This window comes from Shewanella sp. SNU WT4 (genome assembly GCF_006494715.1).
Classification (GTDB): domain Bacteria; phylum Pseudomonadota; class Gammaproteobacteria; order Enterobacterales; family Shewanellaceae; genus Shewanella.
The window spans coordinates 3,192,118-3,217,486 of the sequence record NZ_CP041151.1 but is presented as its reverse complement, the minus strand read 5'-3'; the positions used below and the strand labels follow the sequence as shown (position 1 = coordinate 3,217,486).

Annotated in this window: 23 protein-coding genes, 1 tRNA gene and 2 pseudogenes; 14 read left to right on the top strand and 12 right to left on the bottom strand. The window is 45.5% G+C overall.

Translation table 11 applies throughout. The annotated features are described in order from the left end of the window. Positions 1-197: 197 nt before the first annotated feature. Positions 198-833 carry a TetR/AcrR family transcriptional regulator gene (locus FJQ87_RS14480; protein WP_140933219.1) on the bottom strand — a complete coding sequence of 212 codons (636 nt, stop codon included), beginning with the start codon at positions 831-833 and terminating at the stop codon, positions 198-200. A gap of 198 nt (positions 834-1,031) precedes the next feature. Between FJQ87_RS14480 and FJQ87_RS14475 the strand changes: the two genes are divergently transcribed. Next, positions 1,032-3,107, top strand: a complete 2,076-nt coding sequence (locus FJQ87_RS14475) for an amidohydrolase family protein (protein WP_140933218.1) — start codon at positions 1,032-1,034, stop codon at positions 3,105-3,107. Positions 3,108-3,596: 489 nt separating this feature from the next. On the opposite strand, the gene FJQ87_RS14470 is transcribed toward FJQ87_RS14475, so the two are convergent. The 4 genes from FJQ87_RS14470 to FJQ87_RS14455 form a co-directional block, all read right to left on the bottom strand. After that, positions 3,597-3,672 (bottom strand) — tRNA-Arg (locus FJQ87_RS14470). A 109-nt stretch (positions 3,673-3,781) separates the two neighbouring features. Beyond that, positions 3,782-4,042, bottom strand: coding sequence for a hypothetical protein (locus FJQ87_RS14465; protein WP_140933217.1), 261 nt, complete (start codon positions 4,040-4,042; stop codon positions 3,782-3,784). 34 nt (positions 4,043-4,076) lie between these two features. Then, entirely contained in the window at positions 4,077-5,513 is a 1,437-nt protein-coding gene (locus FJQ87_RS14460; RefSeq protein WP_140933216.1) for a 6-hydroxymethylpterin diphosphokinase MptE-like protein, read from the bottom strand. Between the two features lie 147 nt (positions 5,514-5,660). Further along, entirely contained in the window at positions 5,661-6,833 is a 1,173-nt protein-coding gene (locus FJQ87_RS14455; protein WP_168195205.1) for a flagellar assembly protein T N-terminal domain-containing protein, read from the bottom strand. A 614-nt stretch (positions 6,834-7,447) separates the two neighbouring features. On the opposite strand from FJQ87_RS14455, the gene FJQ87_RS14450 reads away from it, so the two are divergent. Together FJQ87_RS14450 and FJQ87_RS14445 are read left to right on the top strand one after the other, a co-directional pair. After that, positions 7,448-8,107, top strand: a complete 660-nt coding sequence (locus FJQ87_RS14450; RefSeq protein WP_140933214.1) for a FlgO family outer membrane protein — start codon at positions 7,448-7,450, stop codon at positions 8,105-8,107. Then, on the top strand, positions 8,100-8,579 hold the full coding sequence (locus FJQ87_RS14445) for an LPP20 family lipoprotein (protein WP_140933213.1): 480 nt from the start codon (positions 8,100-8,102) through the stop codon (positions 8,577-8,579). The genes FJQ87_RS14450 and FJQ87_RS14445 overlap by 8 nt, the downstream gene beginning before the upstream one ends. A gap of 204 nt (positions 8,580-8,783) precedes the next feature. Here the strand turns inward: FJQ87_RS14445 and flgN are convergent, their stop codons facing one another. The 3 genes from flgN to flgA form a co-directional block, all read right to left on the bottom strand. Further along, positions 8,784-9,221 carry a flagellar export chaperone FlgN gene (gene flgN / locus FJQ87_RS14440; protein WP_140933212.1) on the bottom strand — a complete coding sequence of 146 codons (438 nt, stop codon included), beginning with the start codon at positions 9,219-9,221 and terminating at the stop codon, positions 8,784-8,786. Next, on the bottom strand, positions 9,211-9,543 hold the full coding sequence (gene flgM, locus FJQ87_RS14435; protein WP_140933211.1) for a flagellar biosynthesis anti-sigma factor FlgM: 333 nt from the start codon (positions 9,541-9,543) through the stop codon (positions 9,211-9,213). The genes flgN and flgM overlap by 11 nt, the downstream gene beginning before the upstream one ends. A 129-nt stretch (positions 9,544-9,672) precedes the next feature. Further along, positions 9,673-10,395, bottom strand: coding sequence for a flagellar basal body P-ring formation chaperone FlgA (gene flgA / locus FJQ87_RS14430; RefSeq protein WP_140933210.1), 723 nt, complete (start codon positions 10,393-10,395; stop codon positions 9,673-9,675). Positions 10,396-10,585: 190 nt separating this feature from the next. On the opposite strand from flgA, the gene FJQ87_RS14425 reads away from it, so the two are divergent. Together FJQ87_RS14425 and FJQ87_RS14420 are read left to right on the top strand one after the other, a co-directional pair. Continuing rightward, entirely contained in the window at positions 10,586-11,506 is a 921-nt protein-coding gene (locus FJQ87_RS14425) for a chemotaxis protein CheV (protein WP_140933209.1), read from the top strand. A 57-nt stretch (positions 11,507-11,563) separates the two neighbouring features. Then, a complete protein-coding gene (locus tag FJQ87_RS14420) occupies positions 11,564-12,394 on the top strand; it encodes a protein-glutamate O-methyltransferase (RefSeq protein WP_140933208.1) in 831 nt (276 codons plus the stop codon). 43 nt (positions 12,395-12,437) lie between these two features. On the opposite strand, the gene FJQ87_RS14415 is transcribed toward FJQ87_RS14420, so the two are convergent. Further along, positions 12,438-13,763 carry an IS4 family transposase gene (locus FJQ87_RS14415; protein ID WP_140934043.1) on the bottom strand — a complete coding sequence of 442 codons (1,326 nt, stop codon included), beginning with the start codon at positions 13,761-13,763 and terminating at the stop codon, positions 12,438-12,440. Positions 13,764-13,973: 210 nt separating this feature from the next. On the opposite strand from FJQ87_RS14415, the gene flgB reads away from it, so the two are divergent. From flgB to flgE, 4 genes are read left to right on the top strand one after another with little or no spacing between them, the layout of a single operon-like run. Beyond that, positions 13,974-14,384, top strand: a complete 411-nt coding sequence (gene flgB / locus FJQ87_RS14410; protein ID WP_140933207.1) for a flagellar basal body rod protein FlgB — start codon at positions 13,974-13,976, stop codon at positions 14,382-14,384. Positions 14,385-14,386: 2 nt separating this feature from the next. Beyond that, entirely contained in the window at positions 14,387-14,803 is a 417-nt protein-coding gene (gene flgC / locus FJQ87_RS14405) for a flagellar basal body rod protein FlgC (protein WP_140933206.1), read from the top strand. Positions 14,804-14,822: 19 nt separating this feature from the next. Continuing rightward, entirely contained in the window at positions 14,823-15,584 is a 762-nt protein-coding gene (locus FJQ87_RS14400) for a flagellar hook assembly protein FlgD (protein ID WP_240778931.1), read from the top strand. Positions 15,585-15,636: 52 nt separating this feature from the next. Continuing rightward, positions 15,637-16,998 carry a flagellar hook protein FlgE gene (gene flgE / locus FJQ87_RS14395; RefSeq protein WP_140933204.1) on the top strand — a complete coding sequence of 454 codons (1,362 nt, stop codon included), beginning with the start codon at positions 15,637-15,639 and terminating at the stop codon, positions 16,996-16,998. Between the two features lie 219 nt (positions 16,999-17,217). On the opposite strand, the pseudogene FJQ87_RS14390 reads toward flgE, so the two are convergent. The 3 genes and pseudogenes from FJQ87_RS14390 to FJQ87_RS14380 form a co-directional block, all read right to left on the bottom strand. Continuing rightward, positions 17,218-17,706 (bottom strand): annotated as a pseudogene (locus tag FJQ87_RS14390) (IS3 family transposase); the annotation flags it as partial. Between the two features lie 80 nt (positions 17,707-17,786). Next, positions 17,787-19,310, bottom strand: coding sequence for a group II intron reverse transcriptase/maturase (ltrA, locus tag FJQ87_RS14385; RefSeq protein WP_140933203.1), 1,524 nt, complete (start codon positions 19,308-19,310; stop codon positions 17,787-17,789). Between the two features lie 664 nt (positions 19,311-19,974). Further along, positions 19,975-20,672: pseudogene (locus FJQ87_RS14380) on the bottom strand (IS3 family transposase); the annotation flags it as partial. A gap of 153 nt (positions 20,673-20,825) precedes the next feature. Here FJQ87_RS14380 and flgF point away from each other — a divergent pair. The 5 genes from flgF to flgJ are packed head-to-tail and all read left to right on the top strand — an operon-like array spanning position 20,826 to position 25,367. Then, on the top strand, positions 20,826-21,569 hold the full coding sequence (flgF, locus tag FJQ87_RS14375) for a flagellar basal-body rod protein FlgF (protein WP_140933202.1): 744 nt from the start codon (positions 20,826-20,828) through the stop codon (positions 21,567-21,569). Between the two features lie 11 nt (positions 21,570-21,580). Further along, positions 21,581-22,369, top strand: a complete 789-nt coding sequence (gene flgG / locus FJQ87_RS14370; RefSeq protein WP_140933201.1) for a flagellar basal-body rod protein FlgG — start codon at positions 21,581-21,583, stop codon at positions 22,367-22,369. A gap of 9 nt (positions 22,370-22,378) precedes the next feature. Next, on the top strand, positions 22,379-23,053 hold the full coding sequence (gene flgH, locus FJQ87_RS14365) for a flagellar basal body L-ring protein FlgH (RefSeq protein WP_140933200.1): 675 nt from the start codon (positions 22,379-22,381) through the stop codon (positions 23,051-23,053). A gap of 10 nt (positions 23,054-23,063) precedes the next feature. Continuing rightward, the gene (locus tag FJQ87_RS14360) at positions 23,064-24,206 is read left to right on the top strand and encodes a flagellar basal body P-ring protein FlgI (RefSeq protein ID WP_140933199.1); all 1,143 of its coding nucleotides are present in this window, start codon (positions 23,064-23,066) and stop codon (positions 24,204-24,206) included. Between the two features lie 18 nt (positions 24,207-24,224). Further along, entirely contained in the window at positions 24,225-25,367 is a 1,143-nt protein-coding gene (flgJ, locus tag FJQ87_RS14355) for a flagellar assembly peptidoglycan hydrolase FlgJ (RefSeq protein ID WP_140933198.1), read from the top strand. Positions 25,368-25,369: the final 2 nt, after the last annotated feature.

Below are 25,369 nucleotides of genomic sequence, written 5' to 3'. Positions count from 1 at the left end.
TTTGTTTGGCGACAATTATCAGATCACAAATAAGGCCATTTTTCTATCTAAATAAAAGCGTTAACTCTTAAGATCCTGTCTATGAGTAACCTCTATATTGTCGACATCACAGCAATATGACCTACAGCCCCTTACAGCAGTTACCTATTAAGAAATTGATATGACGTTATATGTTGCTATGCTGAGGTGCTAAGCGCTCAGTTGTCCAGGATTTTTTCAAGATGAAAACAAAGAGTATCAAAATGCATGTGTGATAATTGATAGGCTTGTTCGGGACTGACCTGCGCCAGCACTAAACCTAAACCATCTTCCATTGCCATTAAAAAATGACACAAGGTTATTAAGTTGGCATCAGGCTGTGTGGCACCGAAACGACGAAAATGCTTGATGTGAAACTCGATAAGAAATTGCCGATGGAAATTATCTAAGGCAGTGAATTCTGGCATTAAATCCCAGAGTCCTTGCAGCGAGTTATAATTTTTGGCGTAACGATTATCCGCTTTACAGCCTTGATGCAGTTGCCAAAAATAGCTGCGCCATTCTAATGCCAAATAGTCTTGCGCTTCATAGGCGAGACACATCTTGCGTAGCGACAATAGCCACTCATCGGCAATGTAATAAAAGATGGATTCCTTATTCGGGAAAAATTCATATAAGGATTTGACATGTATACCCGCATGCTCAGCAATCGAGTTGGTGTTGATGGCTTGATAACCAAAGCGTTGCACTAAATTTTCAGTACATTGAATGATATTGCTAATTAACGCCTGACTGCGTTTTTGCTTGGGTAATTTACGTAGTTGTAAATGGGCTGGAACGGCTAATTCAATCAATGTTAATCCGCAATGGCAAGTTTTAGTGAATGTATGTTATCGCGTGCTTAGCGCCTGGTCGAGAGTTGTTAAAATCGCACAAAAGCGACTATTTTTACAAAAAATGTAAAATATATAAAACAATATGCTTGAAAAATACTCGAAAACTTGTAAGTTATTTCAGTAATCACTGAAATAACTGCGAGGAAGGCAAGCACAATGAAACTATTAACAGGGACGATGGCCGTTGTCACAGCCTGCATGCTGAGTGCGTGTGGCCAGGACGATGAACTGGTGGCTGATGATGTGTATCAGAATGGGTATGTTTACACGGTGGATAATCATAAAACCGTGGCCGAAGCCGTGGCGATTAAAGAGGGGGAGATTATTTATGTCGGCACGACGCAAGGCGCGCGCCAATATATAGGAACCAAGACACAAGTTCATGATTTAGATAATAAGATGATGCTCCCTGGGTTACACGATGCGCACATTCACCCCACTGGCATTGTTGACCTTGATATTTGTGATTTAGATATGGAGTCCATGGATCTAGACGCATTGGTGACCGCATTAACAGCGTGTCGGGTAACATATCAATATGATGATAAAGAGACCATTTTTGTGCTGCAGTGGAACTCTTACATAGGTAATGAACCCACAGCAAACTATCCAAGTTTAATCAGTGCATTAGATGCTATCTCTACTACTCAGCCGGTATTCTTAGCAGGACCTGATGGCCATTCCGCCGCCGCGAATTCCTTTGCACTGGCGCAAGTTAAAAATGCTAACGGCCAAGTTGTTGGCCTCAATAAGATCACACTTTCTAATGAATTTAGCCAATATCGACCTTTTGTTGGGGTTGATGGTGATGGTCATCCAAACGGTAATTTAACAGAATCAGCTTTGCATTTAGCGGCTGTGCCTAGTTTCATTTATCCCTTGCAGCAACATCCACAAGAGTTACCTAAGATTGCCCAGAAACTCAATAAATATGGGATCACCTCAGTGCAAGATGCTTGGGTGGGCGAAGATGAGTTGGCCTTATATAAGACGTTAGCGGATAACGGCAACATGAGTTTTCGCTTAACAGCAGCGCAGGCGTACAGTGCTACAGGGTTTGTACAGCAGGGAAAAGTCGATTATGCGGCGCTAATCGCCAAGATAGAAGCTACTCGCGATAGTTTACTTGAATATCCGTATATGAAGGCCGATGCGGTAAAAATCATGATAGATGGCGTGCAAGAAGGCAATCTGATAGAAGTGCCGCCAACCTTACCGACGTCTGTGATGATCAATCATTTTAAACAGCCGCAAGTGAATTTATCACAATTAGATCAAGGTTTAGTATCGCTTGATGGTTATGTTGATATTAACAGTGAGCTGTGTCTTAAGGTTCGTAACCAAGTGGGTGATTATGATGATGCCGATGAAATTGCTAATTTTATGGCGATTAATAATTATCATCCGTCTCAATGTGCTGCTGAGCGGGGTGAATTATTAGCGGCCAAAGGTGATAGCTCAACGTTAACTAGCGCAGGCGTATCGGCCACTGATTTTTTAAATACCTTTGTGACTAAGCTTGATACTGCGGGTTTTGCTGTGCATATGCATGCCGTCGGTGATGGCGCTGTGCGTGCCGCCATTGATGCCATTGCAGCGGCTAAAACTCACAATAAAAATAGCACCATTCCCCACGCGATTGCTCACATGCAAGTGGTGCATCCAGACGATCAGCAGCGTTTGGGTGATCTTGGAATTTATTTAGCGTTTACTTATGGTTGGGCCAAACCAGATTATTTTTACGATCTCGGTGTGATGCCATTTGTTGAGCAACTGGATAATCTTGAGCCAGCCACTTTATACGATGAGACTCGCTATTATATTCAAGCCACTTATCCCACTAAAACGGCTAAGGATGCGGGCGCTGTATTAATTGCTGGCAGTGATGCACCGGTCGATAGTCGCGAGCCCAAGCCATTTTCACATATGGCCAGTGGTATGACTCGCAATGCCTTAGTGGGGGATGAAGTGTTTGTGTTAAATGCTAATCAAGTAGTAGATGTGCACGAGATGATAGCCGCCTATACCATCAATGGCGCCAAGGCATTACGCCAGCAAGATGAGGTGGGCTCCATTGAAGTGGGCAAACGAGCCGATTTGATTATTCTGGATCGCAACATAGTGCAATTAGCCGAAAGTACTGATCCAGAGGCCATTTATGAGGTTAATGATACCCAAGTCTTAACGACCATTTTTGATGGTGCGGTTGTCTATCAAGCGCCAGCGCCTTAAGCGGTATGGCTAGTCGCGTAAACAGGTAAACATTAGCTATCAAAAGATACGCGGCATCCAGTTAAGCATAATCAATGGGTCATCTTGGGGTCGTGGCAGTTAGCGCGATGACCAAGATGGCTTTTGCATTTTTCGTTGGCGGGTTTACTGCTAACGCGTTTATTCACGGCTATTAGCGCTTAGAATTGGCTGTTACTTGTACTTGGTTGACTGACATGGCTAGAGATTAGGTTAATTAACTTTCTTATTCGCTTATTAATTGCTGCGTATAGCACCGAGCGCTCATCATAAGGCAGAATCCTGCCTCTCGCCGCCCACCATAGCTTGGCATTTATTAGAAAATAAACTGAATAGTAATGTGGCTAATAAAAAGTCTAATGGTTAAGTGTGGCAATGATTAACTAGTGCGAGAAAAAGGCGAGGTAACATGATGGAGGGACTATCACAAACAGCAAAATAATTTAGGCAATTTATACATTAAACAAAATATGGTCTCCCCACAGGGACTCGAACCCCGATCGGTCGCTTAGGAGGCAACTGCTCTATCCTGTTGAGCTATAAGGAGACCTAGCGATTATACTGCTTTTATCGCTTATTAAAAGCCTAAAAACCTAATCGGCTGTTTATTAAACAATATTTGGCGAGTATTTGGATTAACTTCGGCAGTTGAGCCATTAGCTAGCATCTATTGCTATGAGTAACTGCTGCAATAATTCATATTCCAGCGTGTCCGCCAGTCCTAGCCAATCTTGGCGTTCTTGCGCGCTAAGTAAGCTTTGCATGATAGTCAATAATTCAGCGGTTGGCTGTGCTTGATAATGCGCTTGCATAAGATTGATGCAAGTAAGATATGCCGCGTTCGCTAATCCTTCATTACCGCAGCGGTAATCATAGGCGCATTGCCTTAATAACTGCTGCTCGCTCTTATTTAGCATAGGGTCTCCTTACATTGCTCGGGCAAAGACTTAATCATGCTTGCTGCCAGTTCAGTAGCAACTTATCAGGCGCTTGATAGTCGCAGCCTGTAATCGCGGCGCCGCGTTGGCTTAATCGATTAAATTTACACCTTGGATGCTTGCTGATTAATAGCTCTAAGGCGCGCAAATACGAAATAAAATTAAGCGTGGTTGCTATGTTTTCGCCATGGCCATTGATGAGCTGATGCTTAGCATGATGATGTTTTATTCCTAGGCTGCCATCTTCCCATGCCGCATGGGTTTTTCCGTCCATAAAACCAAAATCAGCGCCAAGTAAATACATATTGCTTGCGCCAATGTTTAACGCTAAATCAACAGCAGGATGGATGACGCTGCCATTAGCGTAGAGGCGACAATGGGGCGTTTGTTGCTCTAATTCATCATAAAGAGGGTGGTCAGAATAAGCGGCGTAACGTGGCCCTGGCCAAGCGGCTAATAAATCAGGGCGACTTCTGGGAAAGTACACTAAGGCTGGGAAGAGATGATTGGTGGCGGGCGTTATTTGAATAAGCGCTATGGGAGTTAACTCAAACTCAGTAGCTAACGCCATATTATGGGCAAAGTCATTTCTGGGTTTGAGTTTTGTGACTTGCGCTGTCTCTGGGGTAATTAACTCATCAATACTCACCACTATATCGATAGTAATCTGATAGTTAACTAGCCCTTTTAAGGCGGTATCCAGCGCTATGATTAAGGGTTTTTGTGCTTGGGGCAGGGCGCTCACTTGTTCTAGCCAAGTAAAGTGTTCTTCAAGGCTTGGGCCTGAGGCTAAAATCAGCACGCGCCGATGTGGCGGCAGCTTTGCTGCTAGCAACAAAGCATCCGGGTCATACTGCCAATAGTGGCGGTTTTCCTCAAAGCGTTGCAAGTGAAGCGCGCGGTTGCTCTCGTGGCGGCTATTGGCGTAACTGAGGTTTTTTTCATGCCAAAAAATATCGCGCTGATAGTAATAATGTGGGTCACAAAAGCGTAAGTCGGCGGTGCAGGCCAGCCAATGGACGCCTAAACTTGGGCGCGCAGGTGCACTCACTAATTCAAGATTAGGGTGCGTTAGCCACTCTCTTTGGTCGGTATAGGTGAGTAACAGTTTCAATAATTTAAGGTTTAAGCAATGAAGCGTTAGCGCGGCGACTTTTTTGACGGTAAGTAGATACCAAGGGGTGTCGCCCATACCTATGCCATAGCAGTCCACGTGCGGACAGGCTTCATTTATTCCTTGGCACCAAGCTGCTGCTTCTTGGTAGCGGTCATGACGGCTACTGAGCTGAATGCCATTAATGCTTATAGTTTGCTCAAGCCCTTGGGTTAACTCGACCTTAAGCTGCGCATGAATATCGTCAATGGTGAATTGATTAAGTTGCTGCGCAAGCTTAGGCCAGCGGCTCTTTATTATGCTGAGTTGGCTATCAAGTAGTGATGTCTGTGCCATGTAAATTCCATTTTAGTGCGAGCTTAATTCACTTAACTTATTTTACTGCTAACTGTTTTGCTGCTAACGGTTTTGGTATTGACTGTATTGCTATTAACTGGGTTTAAGCGAGCTTGTTCAAGGTTAAAGCTTAATTAGCTATTTAAGTTATTGCTTAACCACAACATCTTGTACTTGAATACCACCGGTGCCAAGCGCTTCCTCAAACACGCCGCTGGCACTGAGTTCACTCACTTGATCTAAGCGAAAGGTTAACTGGCTTGGGGTTGCTAGCGAACGCATGCCACTGAGCCTATCTGTGATATCGCGTTTTAAAATTATTTCGACTGTATCTTGCAAGTTCATGCCATGGCGACGGCCAAGATTGATGACTAATCGATTGCCTTCCATTGCCACTATTTGCCCGAGGGTTGGCCTGCATACTAATTCGTTATCTAAGTCTTTAATGGCATCAATTAATAGCGCATCTATGCCTTGCCCATAGCGCGACTTCCAAAATACTAAGCTATTGGGTAACACTTGTTGTTGTTTTTCAAAGGGCCAAGCCGCTTGGTGGGAAAAGAGCTTTTGCCAAATAACTTCGCCACTAATGCTGTGAATGAGGCTAAAAGTCACAGCAAAATGGCGTAAGGGATCATTTGCCATCAAGCCAAACATACTCTCAGTGGCTGGTAGCAACGACATATCTTCGATATTAAGCTGCAAGATATATTGGCTGTCAGTGGTTTTGCCGAGCCAATCGGGCAAGCGATAACCCCGAGTTTGCCCAAGGCTAGTGTCTATGTCTAAGCGGTCATTACTGTGTAATTGTGCAAACGACTTATGGCTGTATGCTTCCATTTGTTTGGCGAGGCGATTGGCTAGCTCAGTTTCAAAGTTAACTAACTGACCATAATTAAGTTGGCTGCGATCTTTAATTGTGGCCTGCGGCACTAAAATCGCGGCCGTAAGCGATGCTGGAGTGCATTGCTCTTCATAGGCAGCTTCATCTTGCACTAAAAGCGCGATATTGACTTGAAGCTCATCGCCAATAATGAGTTCAGAAATCATTTTCATTGACTGAGTTTGCAGTTGCTGCGCCATATTCCATTGATTATTAATGATGTGGCCTTGATCTACCGTGGTTTGGCTTTGCATGGTAAAGCCTTGGCTGAGGCCAGCATAAGTGATGGCTTGTTTAATGGCTTCTTGGCGGGCAGCATCGATATTATCGTTTTTAATACTCGCTTGCCCAGTGGCATTAACCCAGCGCGCTGCCGTGGCATCAAAGCTTATGCTGATACACAGTAGGCTTAGCAATAATAATGACTTGGTTTTCACTCTTATCTCCTTAGCGTCAAGGGCTTGACTGCATGAGCATCCATTGGCGTATCTTTTACGGCTTAATTTTGCTAGATGAACCAACAAAGCGCTGATTGTGCTAGCTATCTGCTGACATTGTTTCGATGTCAGAGTGTCAATGCCTGTGTTAGTTAGCGATGTAAGCAATAAACATGCCCGTGTTTGCAATCATCAATATAGGTATGAAGCTATGCACTTAAATGGCAGTGATGGTTGGAGATTTTTACTATGCGGCCGTTAATGCTATGGGAGGCGCATGTGTTTGAGTGTTTTAGATAGAGGGTTTTAGCTGCTGCTTTGAGTCTAGGCCGTATGGAATTTGCTATTTGGGCATTTGAGATGAGTAGATAAGTGTTGGTTCTTGGGCTTGGTTTGATTCCGCTTTCTTGGAAAGTGGAAAGCGGAAAGCCTCATCATAAATACCTAACGCTAGGCAAGTTTAAACGCTTGCTGATTGCACCTCGGTATTAGTTTATCAATTACTCTATTTTGGTATTAGGTTTGCATAATTAACGCCAGAGCAGTTAAGCCAGATGAAATAGGGGCGCGTGTTATTTCATTATTTTGAAGTATTCGCGGCCGAAGTATGAGGGATGATGATGAAAAAGTTGCTGAAAGTGGCATTGTACGGCATCAGTGTGCTGGCATTAGCCAGTTGCACCCTTAAAGCCAAAGAGCCACTGCCTTTGCCGCCGGGTCACTTACAAGATGGCAATGGGTTGCCGCCTACGGCCGTAATGGATCATTTGGCGGCGCGCATAGTCAATGACTTAGTGCGCCATCATAAAGACTATATTTTCAGTAAGATGATGTTAGTAGCAACCCCAGTTACAGTATCAGAATTTAATCAGAGCAGTGATTTCGGCCGGCAACTGCAACAAAGTTTGATGACCTCGTTGCAGCAGCAAAAGTTTAATGTGGTTGATATTAATTTGGCGCAAAGCATGCGGATAACCCCCCAAGGTGACTTTATCTTAAGTCGTGATTGGCAACAATTACGTGACGATGCCTTAGTGGAATACGTATTAGTGACTACTTACTCTTTTAATCAAAGTGGCATGCAGGTTAATAGCAAGATAGTGGACTTAGCTTATCAGCAGCTAATGTCCGCGGCGGCGGCTCACGCCTCATTGGCTGAATTTGGCGCCTATTTAGAACCATCAAGAACCAGCGTGTCTGAAAGCGGCATCATTTATCGTTATAGCAAACCCGGCGAAGGCAAGGTTAAGCTCATGGGAGGAAGTAATGAGTAATTTAGGCTTATTATCTGTGCGTAGCACTGGACTGCTGGTATTAGTCGCGAGCTTGTTTTTGATGGGATGCAGCAGTAACGATAGGTACGTGCAATGGGAAACCGAGGCACCCAGTGAGTTTCCGGTATTAACAGCCACTGGTTATGCGCCGCTGATCCAATCAAGAGCGAAAAACTCAGCCGAGCAGATGCTTATGGCGATGCAAGCCTCCAAAATTGCCGCTTATCGCGAATTAGCTGAGCAAGTGTATGGCCAACATATCAGCGCCTCTAATCAGATGTCGCAGTGGATGGTATCAAGCGATGAAGTTAAAGTATCAGTTGAAGGCTTAATTCGCGGCGCGAAAGTAGTGCGCAGTTATCCAGCGGGTGAGCATTATGTGACTGAAGTGGAGATGGATTTTGCTATTGTTTGGCAGCTATATCAGCAGCAAAATCGTCCGCAACGAATTAAAGAAGTTACTTATTTTTAAGATGATTGACTACTTGATTGTTCTGTATTTAAAGACGCAGCTTGCTAGTGATGGCTCACTTACATCTGAGGGTGCCATTGCGAGTTGCAATGACTTAGCAGTGATTACTTACCAGTAATTATTTGGCGAATCATTGTTTAGTGAATGTATTGTTTAGCACATTATCGAGGGGCTTTTAACTCTTATCGCTAAAAGCCTAACGACTTATACTTCAAGATTATTGCCTAAGGTCGAAATAGTGCTGGTTTTACCTTTGCCATCATAAGTGAGGCTGTTGGCATTACGACTGGCTTGCAGTGCTTGCGCGAGGCGATTGAGGCTTGCGATATTAAGTTCAATCAAACTGGCATTGCGTTGATTTAAGTCTTGGCAAATCACTAATAACTGACGACATTGCGCCACTTGCGCCGCAAGATTAGTATCTATCGTAAGTAAGTGATGCTCAGGATGCACGGCTAAGGCTTGGTCAGTATGAAATAAGCTATCAAGCAGGCTATTTTTTTCGGCGGCTAACGTTAATAAGGCATCAGCCTGCTTGGCAGTTAAGGCCGCAGTTTCTTGGGTAATAACCAGCTCAAGTTGCTTAAGGCAAGTTTGCTGGGTATCAAGCAGCGTAGTTAGGCTAAGTTGTTCAATAGTCATTGAAATCCTGCATCTGTTTTTCAAATTTAACTATGTTAGCCGCCAAGCGTTCAGGGTCTATCTTATAGCGCCCTTCAGAGATGGCGAGTTTGATTTGATCAATTTTCTTTTGATCTATGTCAGGTGAGCCGGCCATTTTAGCGCTCGCGCCTTGTAACTGCTGCGCTTGCGGCGTCAACTTGACTGAGTCCGTGTGCACAGTCGTCGCTTGAGGTTGAACTGGCGCATTAGCATTTCCTGTTTGAGGAAGCGCCGCTTGTTGAGACTTGCTGTATACCTGAGTATTGCTGGCAGAATTCAGCTTGGAAAAATCAATCGCCATAATTGGCTCCAATAGCATGCGTTTACAATGTATCTAGTTATCGACCAAAAGCGTTATGACTTAACTTTTTTTTCGATAAATATTTAAGTCGTTAATAAAACAATAGTAAATATTCAGCAAGCAAATAGCTTACATATTTATTTCAACTGTTCCCACTTTAGTCACGACTGCTTTAATCAATTTTTGCGATTGAGCGTTCTTAATCTGAATATGTTCACCGAGCACACCATTACTTTCAGCAACGCCTTGAGTGCGAATCGTAAAATTAGTGCTCTTAGCAATAATAGTGACACTATCACCTTCACACACAAAACATAAATTTTCAATAAACACCGGACTTGCTTGGCTAATTCGCCGTTTGCTGCGACTGCCTATGATGGGTTCAAGCTCACTAAATTGCTCACCTCGCAGCTGACTCTTCTCGATCATGGCAATATCTAACATCTCGCTAGTCAGTAATTCGCCCACATTAATGGGACGCCTGGCAACGACCACAGGAAAGCGAATATCAACTTTGACTGCGACAAAAATCTGCCACGGATAATCAAGCTCGGGGCTATCACAGCTAATTTTGACTGTGTTATTGCGACTGATAGCGCGCTTGGCAGCGACTTCGGCTCGAATAGCGCCGCTGCACAGTGGCAATTTTACCCGCGCGTTAGGTGTGTGGGCTTGTATGGATATTTGCGCGCCAGTAATAGGTTCTACCTCATCGGCAATGGCAGCGGTTGCCAATTGTTTAATGTCATCCGCCGTTGGGCGCACAGCCGTGTTGGCGCTGTCACTATTGGCCGCCGCGGTGACGTTAACACTGAATGCTAACGCGATAATTATCCATATGCTTGTTGTCATAGTGTCAAATCTGGCTTATTTTTCAAGAATGCACCTATACTTCAAACAGTCATTTCACGGTTAATGATTTTTTTAAGGTTTTTAGCGTCATAGTTTCGACGCTGCGCTATAACTAATGTAAATAAAGCAAGTTATGTGCCTATACTCTTTACGAGTAGGAAGGGAATCAAATAGTAACAAAGGCAATGATATGGCAAATATTCTTGAATCTGTAAATCAGCGTACTCAGCTGGTCGGTCAAAACCGATTAGAGTTGTTGCTATTTAAACTCAGTGGCAAACAAAGATTCGGTATCAACGTTTTCAAAGTCAAAGAAGTACTGCAATGCCCGCCGTTAACGACTCTGCCTAAGCTCAGTCCTTTAGTGCGCGGTGTGGCTCATATTCGTGGTCAAACCATTTCTGTGATTGATTTAAGTGCGGCAACTGGCGGGCAACGCATTGAAAATGTAGATAATTGTTTTATCATCATTGCGGAATACAACCGCAGTATTCAAGGCTTCTTAGTCAATTCTGTTGAACGTATTATTAACATGAATTGGGGCGCCATTTTGCCGCCACCTGATGGCACGGGGCGTTTTTCGTATTTAACCGCTGTGACTGAAATAGAAGGCGAACTAGTCGAAATCCTTGATGTTGAAAAAATTCTCGACCAAATATCCCCAGTCAAAACCGAAATTAGTCAAGAAACTGCCGACTTACTTAATATTGATCGCGATAAAAATTATCACATCATGGTGATTGATGATTCGGCTGTGGCCCGTAAGCAAATCATTCGCTCGCTTAATTCGTTACAACTTGAAATTGATACCGCCAAAGATGGCCGCGAAGCACTCGATATGTTGAGAGCTCGGGCCGAAACTTGCGATGATGTTTCTAAGCAAATTCCGTTAATTATTTCAGATATTGAAATGCCAGAAATGGATGGCTATACCCTGACCGCTGAAATTCGTGATAACCAAAAACTTAAGCATATCAAAGTAGTGCTGCACACCTCGTTAAGCGGCGTGTTTAACCAAGCTATGGTTGAGAAAGTCGGGGCGGATGACTTTATTGCTAAATTCAACCCAGATGAATTGGCGCAAGCGGTGAATAAACACCTCTGCTTATGACGTGCTGGCCTTGCTGCGCTATTTGATAGGTATTGTGAGAATGAATAGGGGTTTATTTTGTCAAACAAAACTCTAACTGATAACGAATATCGTCAGTTTGCACAATTTTTAGAACAACAAAGTGGCATAGTGTTAGGGGACAACAAGCAATATTTAGTTAGTAGTCGTTTAAGTCCATTAATGGCAAAGTTTAATTGCGAGTCCTTGTCACTGTTAGTGAAAATGGCTATGGGCTCGCTTGACCGTCAGCTGCGCGTCGATGTCATTGATGCCATGACCACCAATGAAACCTTATGGTTTCGCGATAAATTTCCATTTGAGTTAATGGCCGAGGTGATTTTGCCTGAGTATGCGGCGCTCGCTAAGCCGCTAAAAATTTGGTCGGCGGCTTGTTCCTCTGGGCAAGAGCCTTACTCGCTCGCTATGACCTTGATGGCATTTCAACAGCGCCGCCCTGGGACGTTAAGCGGCACTAGTATAGTTGGCACAGATATTTCGCCGTCCATGCTTGAGCGCTGCGGCGTGGCAGAATACGACCATTTAGCGCTGGGTCGAGGATTGACTGAAGAACATAAACGCCAATTTTTCGAACCTTTGCCACATCAAAACCGCATGAAAGTGAAAGATAATGTCCGCAAACTAGTGACCTTTAAACCGCTTAACCTGTTAGACAGTTATTCTTCTATGGGCAAGTTTGACGTTATTTTTTGCCGCAATGTGTTAATTTATTTTGGCTCGGAGGCAAAGATTAAAATCTTGCGGCAATTTGCTGCCGCGTTAAATCCTAAAGGGATATTGTTTTTAGGGGCTTCAGAGTCGTTGGCAGGTCTTAGTGATGACTTTGACATGGTGCGCTGCAATCCTGGGATCTTCTACCGCAAACGCTAAGCCCATACTTGACTAAAAACCACAGCTAATCCTGTAATGCCGTTCACTTAGTGTGAACGGCATTTTTCTTAGGCTTAATGGGATACTTGTTTTTACTCATTTTTAACGCACGTGGATAGGCCCTATCCCGTTTCCCATCAAGCTTGAACTGTCTCGCATTACGCACTATGTCCAAGACATCTCTCGGGACATTCCCTCGCGTTTGAGATGACAGCTGAGTCAGTTTTAAAATGATATAACTCGACGCATCTCTAAAGCTCAATTGGTTCGGATGTAACGACGGTAAGCTTTTAGCCATCAACACCATCTTGTATCTGATGAGGTTATAGGCCAACAGTACCCCCCACAATTCTTGGATAACCAGCTCTGGCAATTGACTGCGTAACGTAAAGCGACTCTCCAGCAGATGCTGCTTCATCTCCCGATAGCCCACTTCTATCTCCCATCGATGGGCATATAAATCCACTATCTCGGCCCCCGGATAACGCAAGGGGTCAGTTAATGAGGTCAAAATTGAAACCAACTTACCTTTTACCGTCTTCGTCAGTAAGCGAGCTTCAATATTGTCAGGCAGCATAGGCCACTTCTTTCTGGCTTGAGGTGTGGTGGTTAACTGCACCAGTTGGTCGTGTTTTCCTAAAGAGCGTACCACTTCATATTGTGTCCCTTTCTTCAACGGCAGCAGCCAGTGGCTGTTAGGTTGAGCCTGTTGCCAGGCGTGCAAAAGCCCCAACGAATAGAAGCCTCTGTCAAACAGCGTCAGGCTGTTATTGGGTATGCTGGATATCAGTTCGGCGGCTAAATTCATTTCACTGACAGCAACAGAATCAAAGGCGCTGTTCAATACCAAGTGACTGCTTAATTCCATCATGCAAACCATACGAATTTGAGGATAGGCAGCATCACCAGCAGCATTGGCGGTTTTGGCAAAGGCCTGGTTGTTTTGCTCACTATCAGGTGTTCGCCACACGACACCATCGACACCGTAGAGGTTGAGTCCACACCAATGAGGATGCTCTGCTCTCTCATGCCAAGTCTTGGCGCTTCGCTTAAACACATCCTGAACAACGTCAGAGCCCAGGCGCTTGCGCGCTTGCGTGACAGCGCTGCGAGCCACGTAATCCACCTCTTGAGGTAAGACGATATCAAGCTTATTGATGAGAGAGCGGACGGACTCGCCTCTGAACAGAGCCATACCAATCACCGCCCAAATCATGGCATCCATAGGTAACTTACGTCGCCGTAAACTGGCAACACCATGTGAATCAAGGCACGACTGAATTAAATCTGGCTCAAGCACATCGGCCAGACAGGTGAATTCGGTATGGCGATTGATATGAGTACGCGCCAAAGCTTCTGAAAGTTGCATAAAAAAATCCGATGACATGGGGTCATCGGATTTTGATCCTTTCAGTGAGATCGTCAAGCGATCTGTCTTAACTGATCGGCATTACAGCTAATCCTGTGGTTTTTTGCTTTTAACTCAGCTAACCCATTGATTTAGTAAATTTGCTGCCGTCATTTCTGTTCTGGCACATCAATTGCTATATGTTTGCTAACAAAGTGGGGAGGCAAAATTATGGCGATCAGTTTCGATAAAGCATTAGGCGTGCATCAGTACACTATCGGTGTGCGCGCGCAGCGGGCTGAAGTGATAGCTAGCAACATAGCAAACTCAGATACTCCAGGCTATAAGGCCAGAGATGTTGATTTTGCCATGGCGATGCAAGCGGCCACGGGTACACAATCGACTGCCACTATGCGCCTGCCCATGAGCCAAAGCCACGACAACCACTTTGATTTGCAATCTAAATTGGCGCCTGAACTTAAGTATCGCAATCCTAATCAAGCCGACACTGGGGATGGCAATACCGTGGATATTCAGCATGAACAAACAGCGTTTATGCAAAACTCGCTGGAATATCAAATGTCATTAGGATTTCTCGACAGTAAGTTTAGTGGCCTAACAAAAGCATTAAAAGGTAATTAATCATGAGCTTATTTAATATTTTTGATGTTTCAGGTAGCGGCATGACGGCGCAATCGATTCGGATGAATACCACGGCGAGTAATATTGCCAACGCCGATGCCGTGTCCAGTAGCCAAGATAAAACCTATCGCGCCCGTTATCCGGTATTTGAAGCCGCTATGGCCAAAGCGAGCCATCAGCAGCAACATGGCCAAGGTGTCGTGGTTAAGGGCATAGTGGAAAGTGATGAGTTACTGCAAAAGGAATATTCTCCCACACATCCTATGGCTGACGCCGATGGCTTTATTTATAAGCCCAATGTCAATGTCATGGAGCAAATGGCGGACATGATTTCCTCTTCGCGCTCGTATCAAATGAATGTGCAAGTGGCGGATGCCGCCAAGTCTATGCTGCAGCAGACACTGCGTATCGGTAAATAATAGGAGGTAAGTCGTGAACCTGGTTAATCCATTGGGTACCGGCCCCTTACCGGCAAATAGCCAATCTAACCTAGGTTCGGCTATTAGCAAAAATACGACAGTGACGACCAATCCGTTTTTAGACGGCATTCGTTTACCTGAAGATGCTAAGACCCCTGAACCTAAAGGCCAAGAACTGACACAAGCGGATTTCTTTGCCTTGCTGAGTCAACAGTTATCCATGCAAGACCCATTTAAGCCTGTGGGTAATGATCAGATGATTGCGCAGATGGCCTCGTTTTCAACCGTGGATGGCATTGCCAAGCTCAATGCTGAAATTGTAACGCTTAATAGTGTGATGACGTCCAGCCAAGCGTTGCAAGCGTCTGGTTTAGTTGGGCAAAAGGTGTTGATCCCATCAGCCACCACCCATGTGAGCGCCGAAGATCCTAATGTTAATGCGGTAGTCACTACCCCCCAACCTATTAAAGACATCATGGTGCGGGTTGAAGATCAAAAGGGTCAGCTAATCACTACCTTTGCGGTGGATGGCAGCGCGGGTGGTAATGTCGACTTCGGTTGGGATGGCAAAAATAGCAAAGGCGAGTTAGTCGCTGCGGGCAATTATGTGTTTAAAGCGAGCGGTAAGCTTGATGGTAAGTCACAAGCATTACCAGTATCGAGTTATGCCCATGTGACCAGTGTGTCACTGGGTAATGCAACTACGGGGGCCATTCTGAATCTTAAAGGAATTGGCGGAGTGAAACTCGGTGACGTACTTGCCGTTGCTGAAAACAAATAATGCCGCGGCGGCAAAGCCTTGCCGCCAAGTCGAGTTGAAGTAGAGGTTTACTATGTCATTTAATATTGCACTTAGTGGTATCGCTGCCGCCCAGAAAGATCTTAATACCACAGCGAACAACGTGGCAAACGTCAATACCGTAGGTTTTAAAGAGTCGCGCGCCGAGTTTGCCGATGTCTATGCCAACTCGATTTTCTCTAGCGGTAAAACTGCAGTCGGTGGCGGCGTGACTACCACTCAAGTGGCGCAGCAATTTCATCAAGGCAGTTTAAAGTTCACCAGTAACGCCCTTGATATGGCCATTAGTGGCGGCGGTTTTTTTGTGACGTCAACTGGCTTAGGTAACCAAGACTTTGCTTATACTCGCGCTGGCGCCTTTAAAATTGACTCAGGTAATTTTTTAACCGATGCCGCCGGTAATTTCTTGCAAGCGTTTCCAGTGGATAAAGACGGTAATTCAACCTCAGTAAGCTTAACCACCACAGCGCAAGTGAAAATTCCAGATACGGCCGGTAGCCCAGTAAAAACGGCGGAAGTCGGCATACAGATGAATTTGAACGCGGGCGAAGATGTTAAAAAACCATCGCTATTTGACCCAAACGATCCTGATACTTTTAATAACTCTACCTCAGTGACTTTTTATGATTCATTGGGGGAGCCACACATTATGACCAGTTATTTTGTGCGACCAGAAAATGGCGCCTATACCGGCGAAAGTAACTGGGTAGCCTTTTATGCGGTAGATGGCCAGCAAGTAGATGTCTCTGGCGCCGCTGGCACCTATCAAACGGATACCAATGCCGACGGCACGCCTGATACTGCAGCGTCGGCAACTAACGCGGGCGGTTGGAAAGGTGCGGTAGTTAAATTTAATGATACGGGTGTGTATACCGGCAGCTCTCCTGCCACTATTGCCACTGAAGAGCTGGGCGTCAATGGCGCTGGCGTACTGGGCGCTGGCGCCGATGGCACGCAAGCGTTAACAGTTAAATTTAATAGTCCGACTCAATTTGCCTCACCCTTTGAAGTGACAGAGTTGACGCAAGACGGCACTACGGTCGGCCGCTTAACTAACGTTGAAGTGGGCAGCGATGGCCTAGTGACAGCCAGTTACTCTAACGGCTCGACTGTGCCGTTAGCTCGGGTAGCGTTAGCACGCTTTGCTAATGAGCAAGGCTTAACTCAAGCAGGCAATACTTCGTGGAAGGCAAGTTTAGACTCAGGCCCGGCATTAGCGGGGGAGGCTAAATCTGGCACCTTTGGCGATATTCGCTCATCGGCGCTTGAGCAATCCAACGTAGATTTAACCACTGAATTAGTGGATTTAATCTCGGCGCAGCGAAACTTCCAGGCTAACTCGCGCACCCTTGAAGTGAATAACACCTTGCAGCAAACCGTATTGCAGATACGTTAACTAACAATGGTTAGTTAATAATAGTTAGTAGCAATGCGCGCGCCTTATTAGGCCGCGCATTGCACTTCTGGTCTATGGTTTCCAATCAGTTACCCCTCAATCCTGAATCCTCAGCCGCCCCTTAAACACCTACGTCAATTCAGTTACAACCCCAATCTGCCAGCAAGCTTAAGTGACAACCCATGCTTAGTTGCCATTGCTACGCTAAAGGTGTAGTGGTCAACTAATATTGGCCACAGTTTTAGAGCTTAACCAGAACAATCGTTCTGATTCATTGGGTGTCAGTCCGCCGTTATATTGATGTGGGCGAAGCTGACAATAATATCCAATTATGTATCGTGTAATTTCTTGCTGAGCTTCTGCAAAGTTACGGTACCCTGTCGTTGGTATCCATTCTGTCTTAAGGCTCCTAAAAAAGCGTTCCATTGGACTATTATCCCAACAATTCCCACGTCGAGATAAACTTTGTTTGAGCTGGTATCTCCATAATAATTGCCGATATCTTCTGCTTGTATAGTGAGTCCCTTGATCGCTATGGAACATAACATCTTTAGGTTTACCTCGACCTTCATAGGCCATCGAAAGCGCTTTGCCCGTTAAACGGCTATCTGGTGATAATGACATAGCCCACCCAATGACTTTACGAGCGAATAGATCAATCACAACAGCTAAGTACATCCAGCGGTTACCAGCCCACAGTAGAGTAAGAGGCAGAGCGTAGTCGAACTATTTCTCTGCTTCTCCTCTCCGAACCGTACGTGCACCTTTCAGCGCATACGGCTCTCCGCTTAATTGTGGCTAACAGCCATGGCAACATCGCTATAGCGAGACATGACAGTATTTCTAATTTCATCTCTGAGGTAGGAGTTTGCTTCTGGTGATCGCCATCTAAAGGGTAATTTAGGGCTACTCACTAATCTAAATAGTGACGCGCCACATAAATTTCCACGATTGCTTTTACCAAATAACACCCATGTCATTGCCTGATTTGGTGTTGGACGTTTGATCCATGTCATCATTAACGATTTAATAGAACAACGATATTTTCTAGCCAACCACTTAGCGAGTTTCCAGAAAATAATACGATCAATTTTGCTGTAAACTTTCGCGGTGTAATCAGTATGTCGATAAAATTGTGCCCAACCCTTAAGTTTGCGATTGAGTTGTTCCACTTTGTCTATCTTGCTACAGCTATGATCCCCTGATAAAGCCTGACTCAATGAATGAGAAAATGCTTTGGCTTTACCGTTTGGAATACCAGTCACCACTCGCATATTTCCCTTAGGTCCACGCTTTCGAATGATCCTATGTCCGAGAAATATAAAACCGTCATTCACATGTGTAATATGAGTTTTATCCATATTTAACGTGAGTTGCAGCTTACCTTCTAGGAAGTGTCGACATTGGTCACGAATTGCCTCTGCTTGTTGTTTATTGCCTTTGACAATCACTAGAAAGTCATCAGCATAACGGCAATAAGCAACGGCAGGTTTCCACTGTCTGTTTTCCTCAACCGCAGGTTTTCGCTTGATTTTGATACTGTGGTTCCAGTACCAGCGGTCTTTACGGGCTTTCTTGCTCAAGTAACATTTATCCAAATATTGATCGAACTCATTAAGCATTATGTTTGACAATAACGGAGAAATTACACCACCTTGTGGTACGCCTTCGCTTGTTGCACAAAATAGGTTACGTTCAATGTGTCCAGCTTTAATGAAGCGCCAAAGCAAATCATTAAATCGACGGCAGTTGATCCGTTTACGAACACATTTCATCAATAATCGATGGTGAACTGTATCAAAATAGCTTGATAAGTCTCCTTCAATTATCCAGCGACCTCGAGGCTCATTGGATTCGGTCATTTGTAGTTTAACCGTGCGAATGGCGTGATGGACACTGCGCTCTGGTCTAAAGCCATAGGACAACGAATGAAAATCATTTTCCCATATCGGCTCCATTGCCATGAGCATGGCACGTTGAACTATTCTATCCCTAAGCGTTGGTATACCTAAAGGACGTAGCTTTCCATTGGCCTTGGGAATATAGATCCGTCTAGCAGGCATCGGTTGATAGTTACCTGACAGCAGATCATCTCTGATCTCATCAAGATAACCAGCCAAATAAGCCTGTATATGAATCTTTGTTATTCCATCAACACCAGGCGTTTTAGCACCTTTTGAAGAAAGCGTTACTTCAGCCGCTTGGCGAAGCCAATGCGGGTGACTGATAAGGCGCAGCAGTCGATTAACGCGACGCGTTTTATCGGTTGCTGTCCATGTTGCTAATTTACGTTGCTGTTCGCTGATTATCAAAGGTCTTCACCTCATTAAGGTCAGGTAATTTGCTGACGCAAATCAATTAAACTGTGTCCCTTCGCCATGTAATGGGCTTTCCCCATCTCAGACTACTACGAACACTCCGCCAGCTTGTTTGTCATCAGGGTCATGCTCCCTTAGCATTCAAAACAAACCTTCCCCGGTTTATCTACCTGAACTCAAACATATTGGGGTGGATGCCGATCGCAGTCTTTGACCTTATCGTACTGTAAGGTGATGATGCTTAAACGCAGAATTGTGATTTAACGTTTATCCATTAATAAGTACATATTTATTACTCATTAATTCGGCAATAGTGCCCATACGTTTAGCACTATTGCAGCACCATATTGCCTGTTAATTCGTGTAGGCAATGGCGACGTTTCAGCCCATAGATGCGGGTTAACCGGTTCATGTTCTTCATCCGTCCAATACTTAGTCTAGAGGAGCATCTTGGCTTAACGAATTCGCCTCACTCCCCGTTGTCAGCGAGTTACATCACCTTATCAGCATACGATAAGTCACTGCCGCTCAGACTCAACTATCTGCACAACCAGATAGTGCCATAAACAATGTAGCTCCTACCGTAGTGTTCATGTATTTCAGATAGACTCGTGGTTCGTTAAAGCATTCCATGCTAGTGCTGAACTCCGGGCACACCGTAGGTGACATCACCAACCCAAACTTCATTCGGAGCAGTGACAGCGAATTGTCGACCTAGGTGATTAGGGATTTCAATGTGTTCTAGTGTCGCTTTTCGGTATTTGTGCTTAGGTACCTGACAGCTAACTATACCAAGCTCCTTCATCAACTTAGTGGCGCGATAACGGCTTAGCGAGATACCTTGCTGGCTAACCATATCTGCAATCGTTCTAGCACCTGCCGAGCCGTTACTTGCAGTGTGTACTTCGCTAACTAAACTTCGAAGCTTTACTTTATCTGCGTTTATGGTTGTTGGCCGTTTTCTCCAATACTTGTAACTACTACGATGAATACTGAACACTTCACATAATGTTTTTATGCTGTAGCTCTGCCTGAGTTTCTCAATTATTAAGAATTGTTCAGTGAGTCCGACATCAACAGAGCTGTGGCTTTTTTTAATATTTCGTTGTGCTCCTGGAGGCGAGCTAGTTGCTTTTTTAACTCTCGAATTTCAATTTGTTCTGGTGATATAGGTGATGCTTTAGGTTGCTTACCTTGTCGCTCTTCTCTTAATTGCCGAACCCACTTATCCATAGTTGATTTGCCCACATTCATAGCTTGAGCGGCTTCAACAATTGAGTAATTTTGGTCTAGTACTAGTTGTGCAGATTCGAGTTTAAATTCTGCACTAAACAGTCTTCTTGTACGTTTTTTCATAGTGTCACCTGTTAACTTATGAGGTGATGATATCACCTCTAACTAGGTGGCCAAATTCACCGTACCACTACAAGGCGGCGCACGGGATAGATGGCACAGAGCTTGCTTTCTTATCCTGTATTCAGACGCCAGTAGAAAGATTGACGGAGCAGCATGGATAAGTTCATTTATATCGCCATGAGTGGAGCCAAGCAGAATATGCATTCGTTGGCCATTCGCGCTAACAACCTAGCCAACGCCAATACCGACGGTTTTAAAGCCGACATCGAGCAAGCGCGCTCAATGCAAGCCTTTGGCCATGGCTTACCAACTCGGGTGTTTGCCATGACAGAAAATCCTGCCGCCGATTTTACCCCTGGCAGTATTCGCACTACCGGCCGTGATTTAGATGTCGCTATCAAGGATAAGGGCTGGTTTGCGGTGCAAGCGGCTGACGGCAGTGAAGCTTATACCCGTTCTGCCAGCTTACACATAGATGAATCTGGTTTACTGCGTAATGATCGCGGTAATCCTGTCATGGGCGATGGCGGGCCGATTGTACTGCCCATCCCTATAGAAAAAGTCCAAATTGCCACCGATGGCACTATTTCTGTCAGACCCCAAGGGGCGGCGGCCAATGTTATCGAAGAAGTCGGGCGCCTTAAGTTAGTTAACCCGGATGAGAAAAATCTGATGCGGGGTGAAGATGGCTTATTTCGGCAAATGTCGGGCGAGATAGCGCCTGTGGATGAAGCCGTGTTAGTTCAAGCGGGCGCCGTTGAAGGCAGTAATGTCAATGCCGTCCATGAAATGGTGTCGCTTATCGACTTGCAACGTCAATTTGAAATGCAGGTAAAAATGATGAAAACCGGCGAAGAAATCAATCGCGCCTCCACCGCATTAATGCGCATTAGTTAGGAGTAGAGGATATGCATCCAGCACTATGGATTAGTAAGACCGGGCTTGATGCTCAGCAAACCGATATTGCCACTATTTCTAACAATGTCGCTAACGCTAGCACCATAGGTTACAAGAAAAGCCGCGCCGTATTTGAAGATCTCTTGTATCAAACCGTCAATCAACCGGGCGGCATTAGTGCGGCCAATACTAAGTTGCCCAACGGCTTAAACATAGGCGCGGGAACTAAAGTGGTGGCCACTCAAAAAGAGTTTACCCAAGGCAATATGCTCACCACAGATAATTCTTTGGACATGATGATAGAAGGCCCTGGTTTTTTTGAAGTTGCTCTGCCAGATGGCACCACAGCTTATACCCGCAATGGTCAATTTAACTTGGATGAAAATGGCCAAATAGTGACCCCAGGTTCTGGCTATGTGCTGCAACCCCCGATCACAATTCCGGATGATGCCTTATCTATTACTGTGTCTGCTGAAGGCGAAGTGTCAGTTAAAACCCCAGGTAATGCTGAAAATCAGGTGGTAGGCCAGTTTAGTGTTTCAGACTTTATTAACCCATCCGGCCTCGACCCAATAGGTCAGAACATGTATCTAGAAACTGGGGCGAGCGGTACACCTATTCAAGGCACGGCCTCGTTAGATGGCTTAGGCACAATACGCCAAGGGGCGCTTGAAACCTCAAACGTCAATGTCACCGAAGAGTTAGTTAATTTAATTGAGAGTCAGCGGATTTATGAGATGAACTCCAAGGTGATTTCGGCGGTTGATCAAATGCTTAGTTACGTGACTCAAAATCTGTGAGGTAGGCTGATGCGCAGCTCAATATCTATCCTAGCCATCTTGGTTGTTACCGGATGCGCCGCCACCGGTGATAAACCCATTGCCGATGACCCATTTTACGCCCCTGTCTATCCTGAATCGGCGCCGACTAAAGTAGTGGCGACTGGCTCTATTTATCAAGAGAGTCAGGCCAACAGCCTGTTCTCTGATATTCGCGCCCTTAGAGTCGGTGACATCATTACTGTGGTGTTGGCTGAATCGACTCAGGCCAAAAAGAGTGCCAATAACGAGATTAGTAAGAGCTCAGATTTGAGTATCGACCCGCTGAAAGTCATGGGGGGCAATGTCACCATTAATGGTAAACCTCTTGATTTAGCTTATAACGATAGTTTTAACACCAGTAGGGAATCGGCGGCCGATCAAAGTAACAGTTTATCGGGCAACATTTCTGCCAACGTGATGCAAGTGCTGAGCAATGGCTATTTAGTCATCCGCGGCGAAAAATGGATCAGTATTAATAATGGTGATGAGTTCATTCGCGTTACCGGCATAGTGCGCCCGCAAGATATCAGCCCAGATAACACCATAGCCTCTAATCGTGTGGCCAATGCCAGAATTCAATACAGTGGTACCGGCACCTTTGCGGAAGCGCAAAAGGTTGGCTGGTTAAGCAGTTTCTTTATGAGTAGCTGGTGGCCTTTCTAAGGAATGCATCATGAACAGTCTGTCGCAGTGTGTTACCAATCTCACATCATGGAGCTTACGAGTTTTAAGCTTAGGCTTATTAAGTTTTTCACTCGTTTCGGTGGCGCTGCCCGTTCATGCCGAGCGCATTAAGGATATTGCCAATATTCAAGGGGTGCGCTCTAACCAACTCATAGGCTATGGGCTGGTGGTTGGTTTACCTGGGACAGGTGAAAAAACCAGTTACACCGAACAAACCTTTAAAACCATGCTTAAAAACTTCGGCATTAATTTACCCGATAATGCCCGCCCTAAAATTAAAAACGTGGCCGTGGTTGCCGTGAGCGCTGAAATGCCGGCCTTTATTAAGCCCGGCCAAACCATGGACATTACAGTCTCAAGCGTTGGTGAAGCCAAGAGTTTACGCGGTGGCACCTTGCTGCAAACCTTTTTGAAAGGGGTGGATGGTAATGTCTATGCGATAGCTCAAGGCAGTTTAGTGGTCAGTGGTTTTAGCGCCGAAGGCTTAGATGGCTCTAAGGTGATTCAAAATACCCCAACCGTTGGTCGCATTCCTAATGGCGCCACAGTCGAGCGCACCGTCGAAACGCCATTTTCCAGCGGCGATTATCTCACCTTTAATTTGCGCCGCCCAGATTTCACCACCGCCAAGCGCTTGGCGCAAAGCATTAATGATTTACTGGGACCGGATATGGCGCGCCCGCTGGACGCATCATCGGTGCAAGTCACCGCGCCGCGGGATGTATCGCAGCGCGTGTCCTTCTTATCGACGTTAGAAAATATTGAAGTGGAGTCAGCCGTTGAAGTCGCTAAAATTATTGTCAATTCGCGCACCGGCACTATCGTGGTGGGCCAAAACGTGCGCTTATTGCCGGCGGCGGTCACCCATGGCGGCTTAACTGTCACGATTGCCGAATCATTAAATGTGTCGCAGCCCAATGCTTTTGCTAATGGGGAGACTGTGGTCACGCCTGAAAGCACCATAGATGTGTCGGAAGAAAACAATCGCATGTTCTTATTTAACCCAGGTACCACCTTGGATGAGTTAGTGCGGGCGGTCAATTTAGTGGGCGCAGCGCCCTCTGATGTATTGGCGATATTAGAAGCGTTAAAGATGGCAGGCGCCTTGCATGGAGAGCTTATCATCATCTGATTATTGTCACTGTGTCTTATGGAAAAGCTCGCTAACTCAAGTCACTATTTGGATCTCGCCAGCTTAGATCAGCTAAGATCCCGCGCTCAAAAAGACGATAAGGCCGCCTTGAAAGAGGTGGCCGCCCAGTTTGAAGGTATCTTCGTTCAAATGCTCATGCAAAGCATGCGCGCCGCCAATGCCGTGTTTGAATCCGACAGCCCATTTAACAGTGAATACACTAAATTTTACGAGCAAATGCGCGATCAACAAATGGCCGCAGAACTCGGTAATCAAGGCAATTTAGGCTTAGCTGACATGATGGTGCAGCAATTAAGTGCAGATGGCGCAGGCATTACTCCGGCATCGGCCCTTACGGGCGCTCAGGGGCGAATGATTGCCGATGCTAGCTTGCCAAGCGGCACCCATGGACAAGTGAATTCCACGGCCTCAATCCACACGACAGGATTTACTCCCTACAAAATTGATGCAGTTTCCCTTGATAGCCGCGCCGCGCCAATTTGCAGTTCAGATAGCAGCGCCACTGACACCCTCAAGCGCGAACTCGATAAGCTCTTAAGTGCGAATGACTTGGCTGCCATCGCTAAGCCGCTCAACCATACGCGCGCTAAGGCGCAAAGTGATCAGCTTGATACTGAATGGCGCTCGCCGATGGCGGTAATAGCGCCGCAGGGCGCATCGCCTTCAACCCCTAGCCATTTTGTGAAGCAGCTTTACCCCCATGCAGTGGCCGCCGCCAAGCAACTTGGCACTACCCCAGAAGTGTTATTGGCGCAATCGGCGCTAGAAACCGGTTGGGGTCAAAAAATGGTGAAGACCCCAAATGGTGAACCCAGTCATAACTATTTCAATATTAAGGCCGATGGCCGCTGGTCTGGGCAAAAAGCCCAAGTATTGACGCTGGAATATGAGCGCGGCCAAGCCGTGAAGCAATCGGCCAATTTTCGGGTCTATGACGGTATTAAACAAAGTTTTGATGATTTTGTCGGCTTAATTGAAAACAACGAACGCTACCAAGGCGCGCGTGCACAAGCCGCTTCCCCCCAAGCTTTTATTCGCTCCTTGGCACAAGCAGGTTATGCCACCGACCCGCAATACGCGCGCAAAGTGCTGCGAGTCATGGAAGCGGTTAAGGCCTTAATTCCAGCAGAAGGCCAATAAGC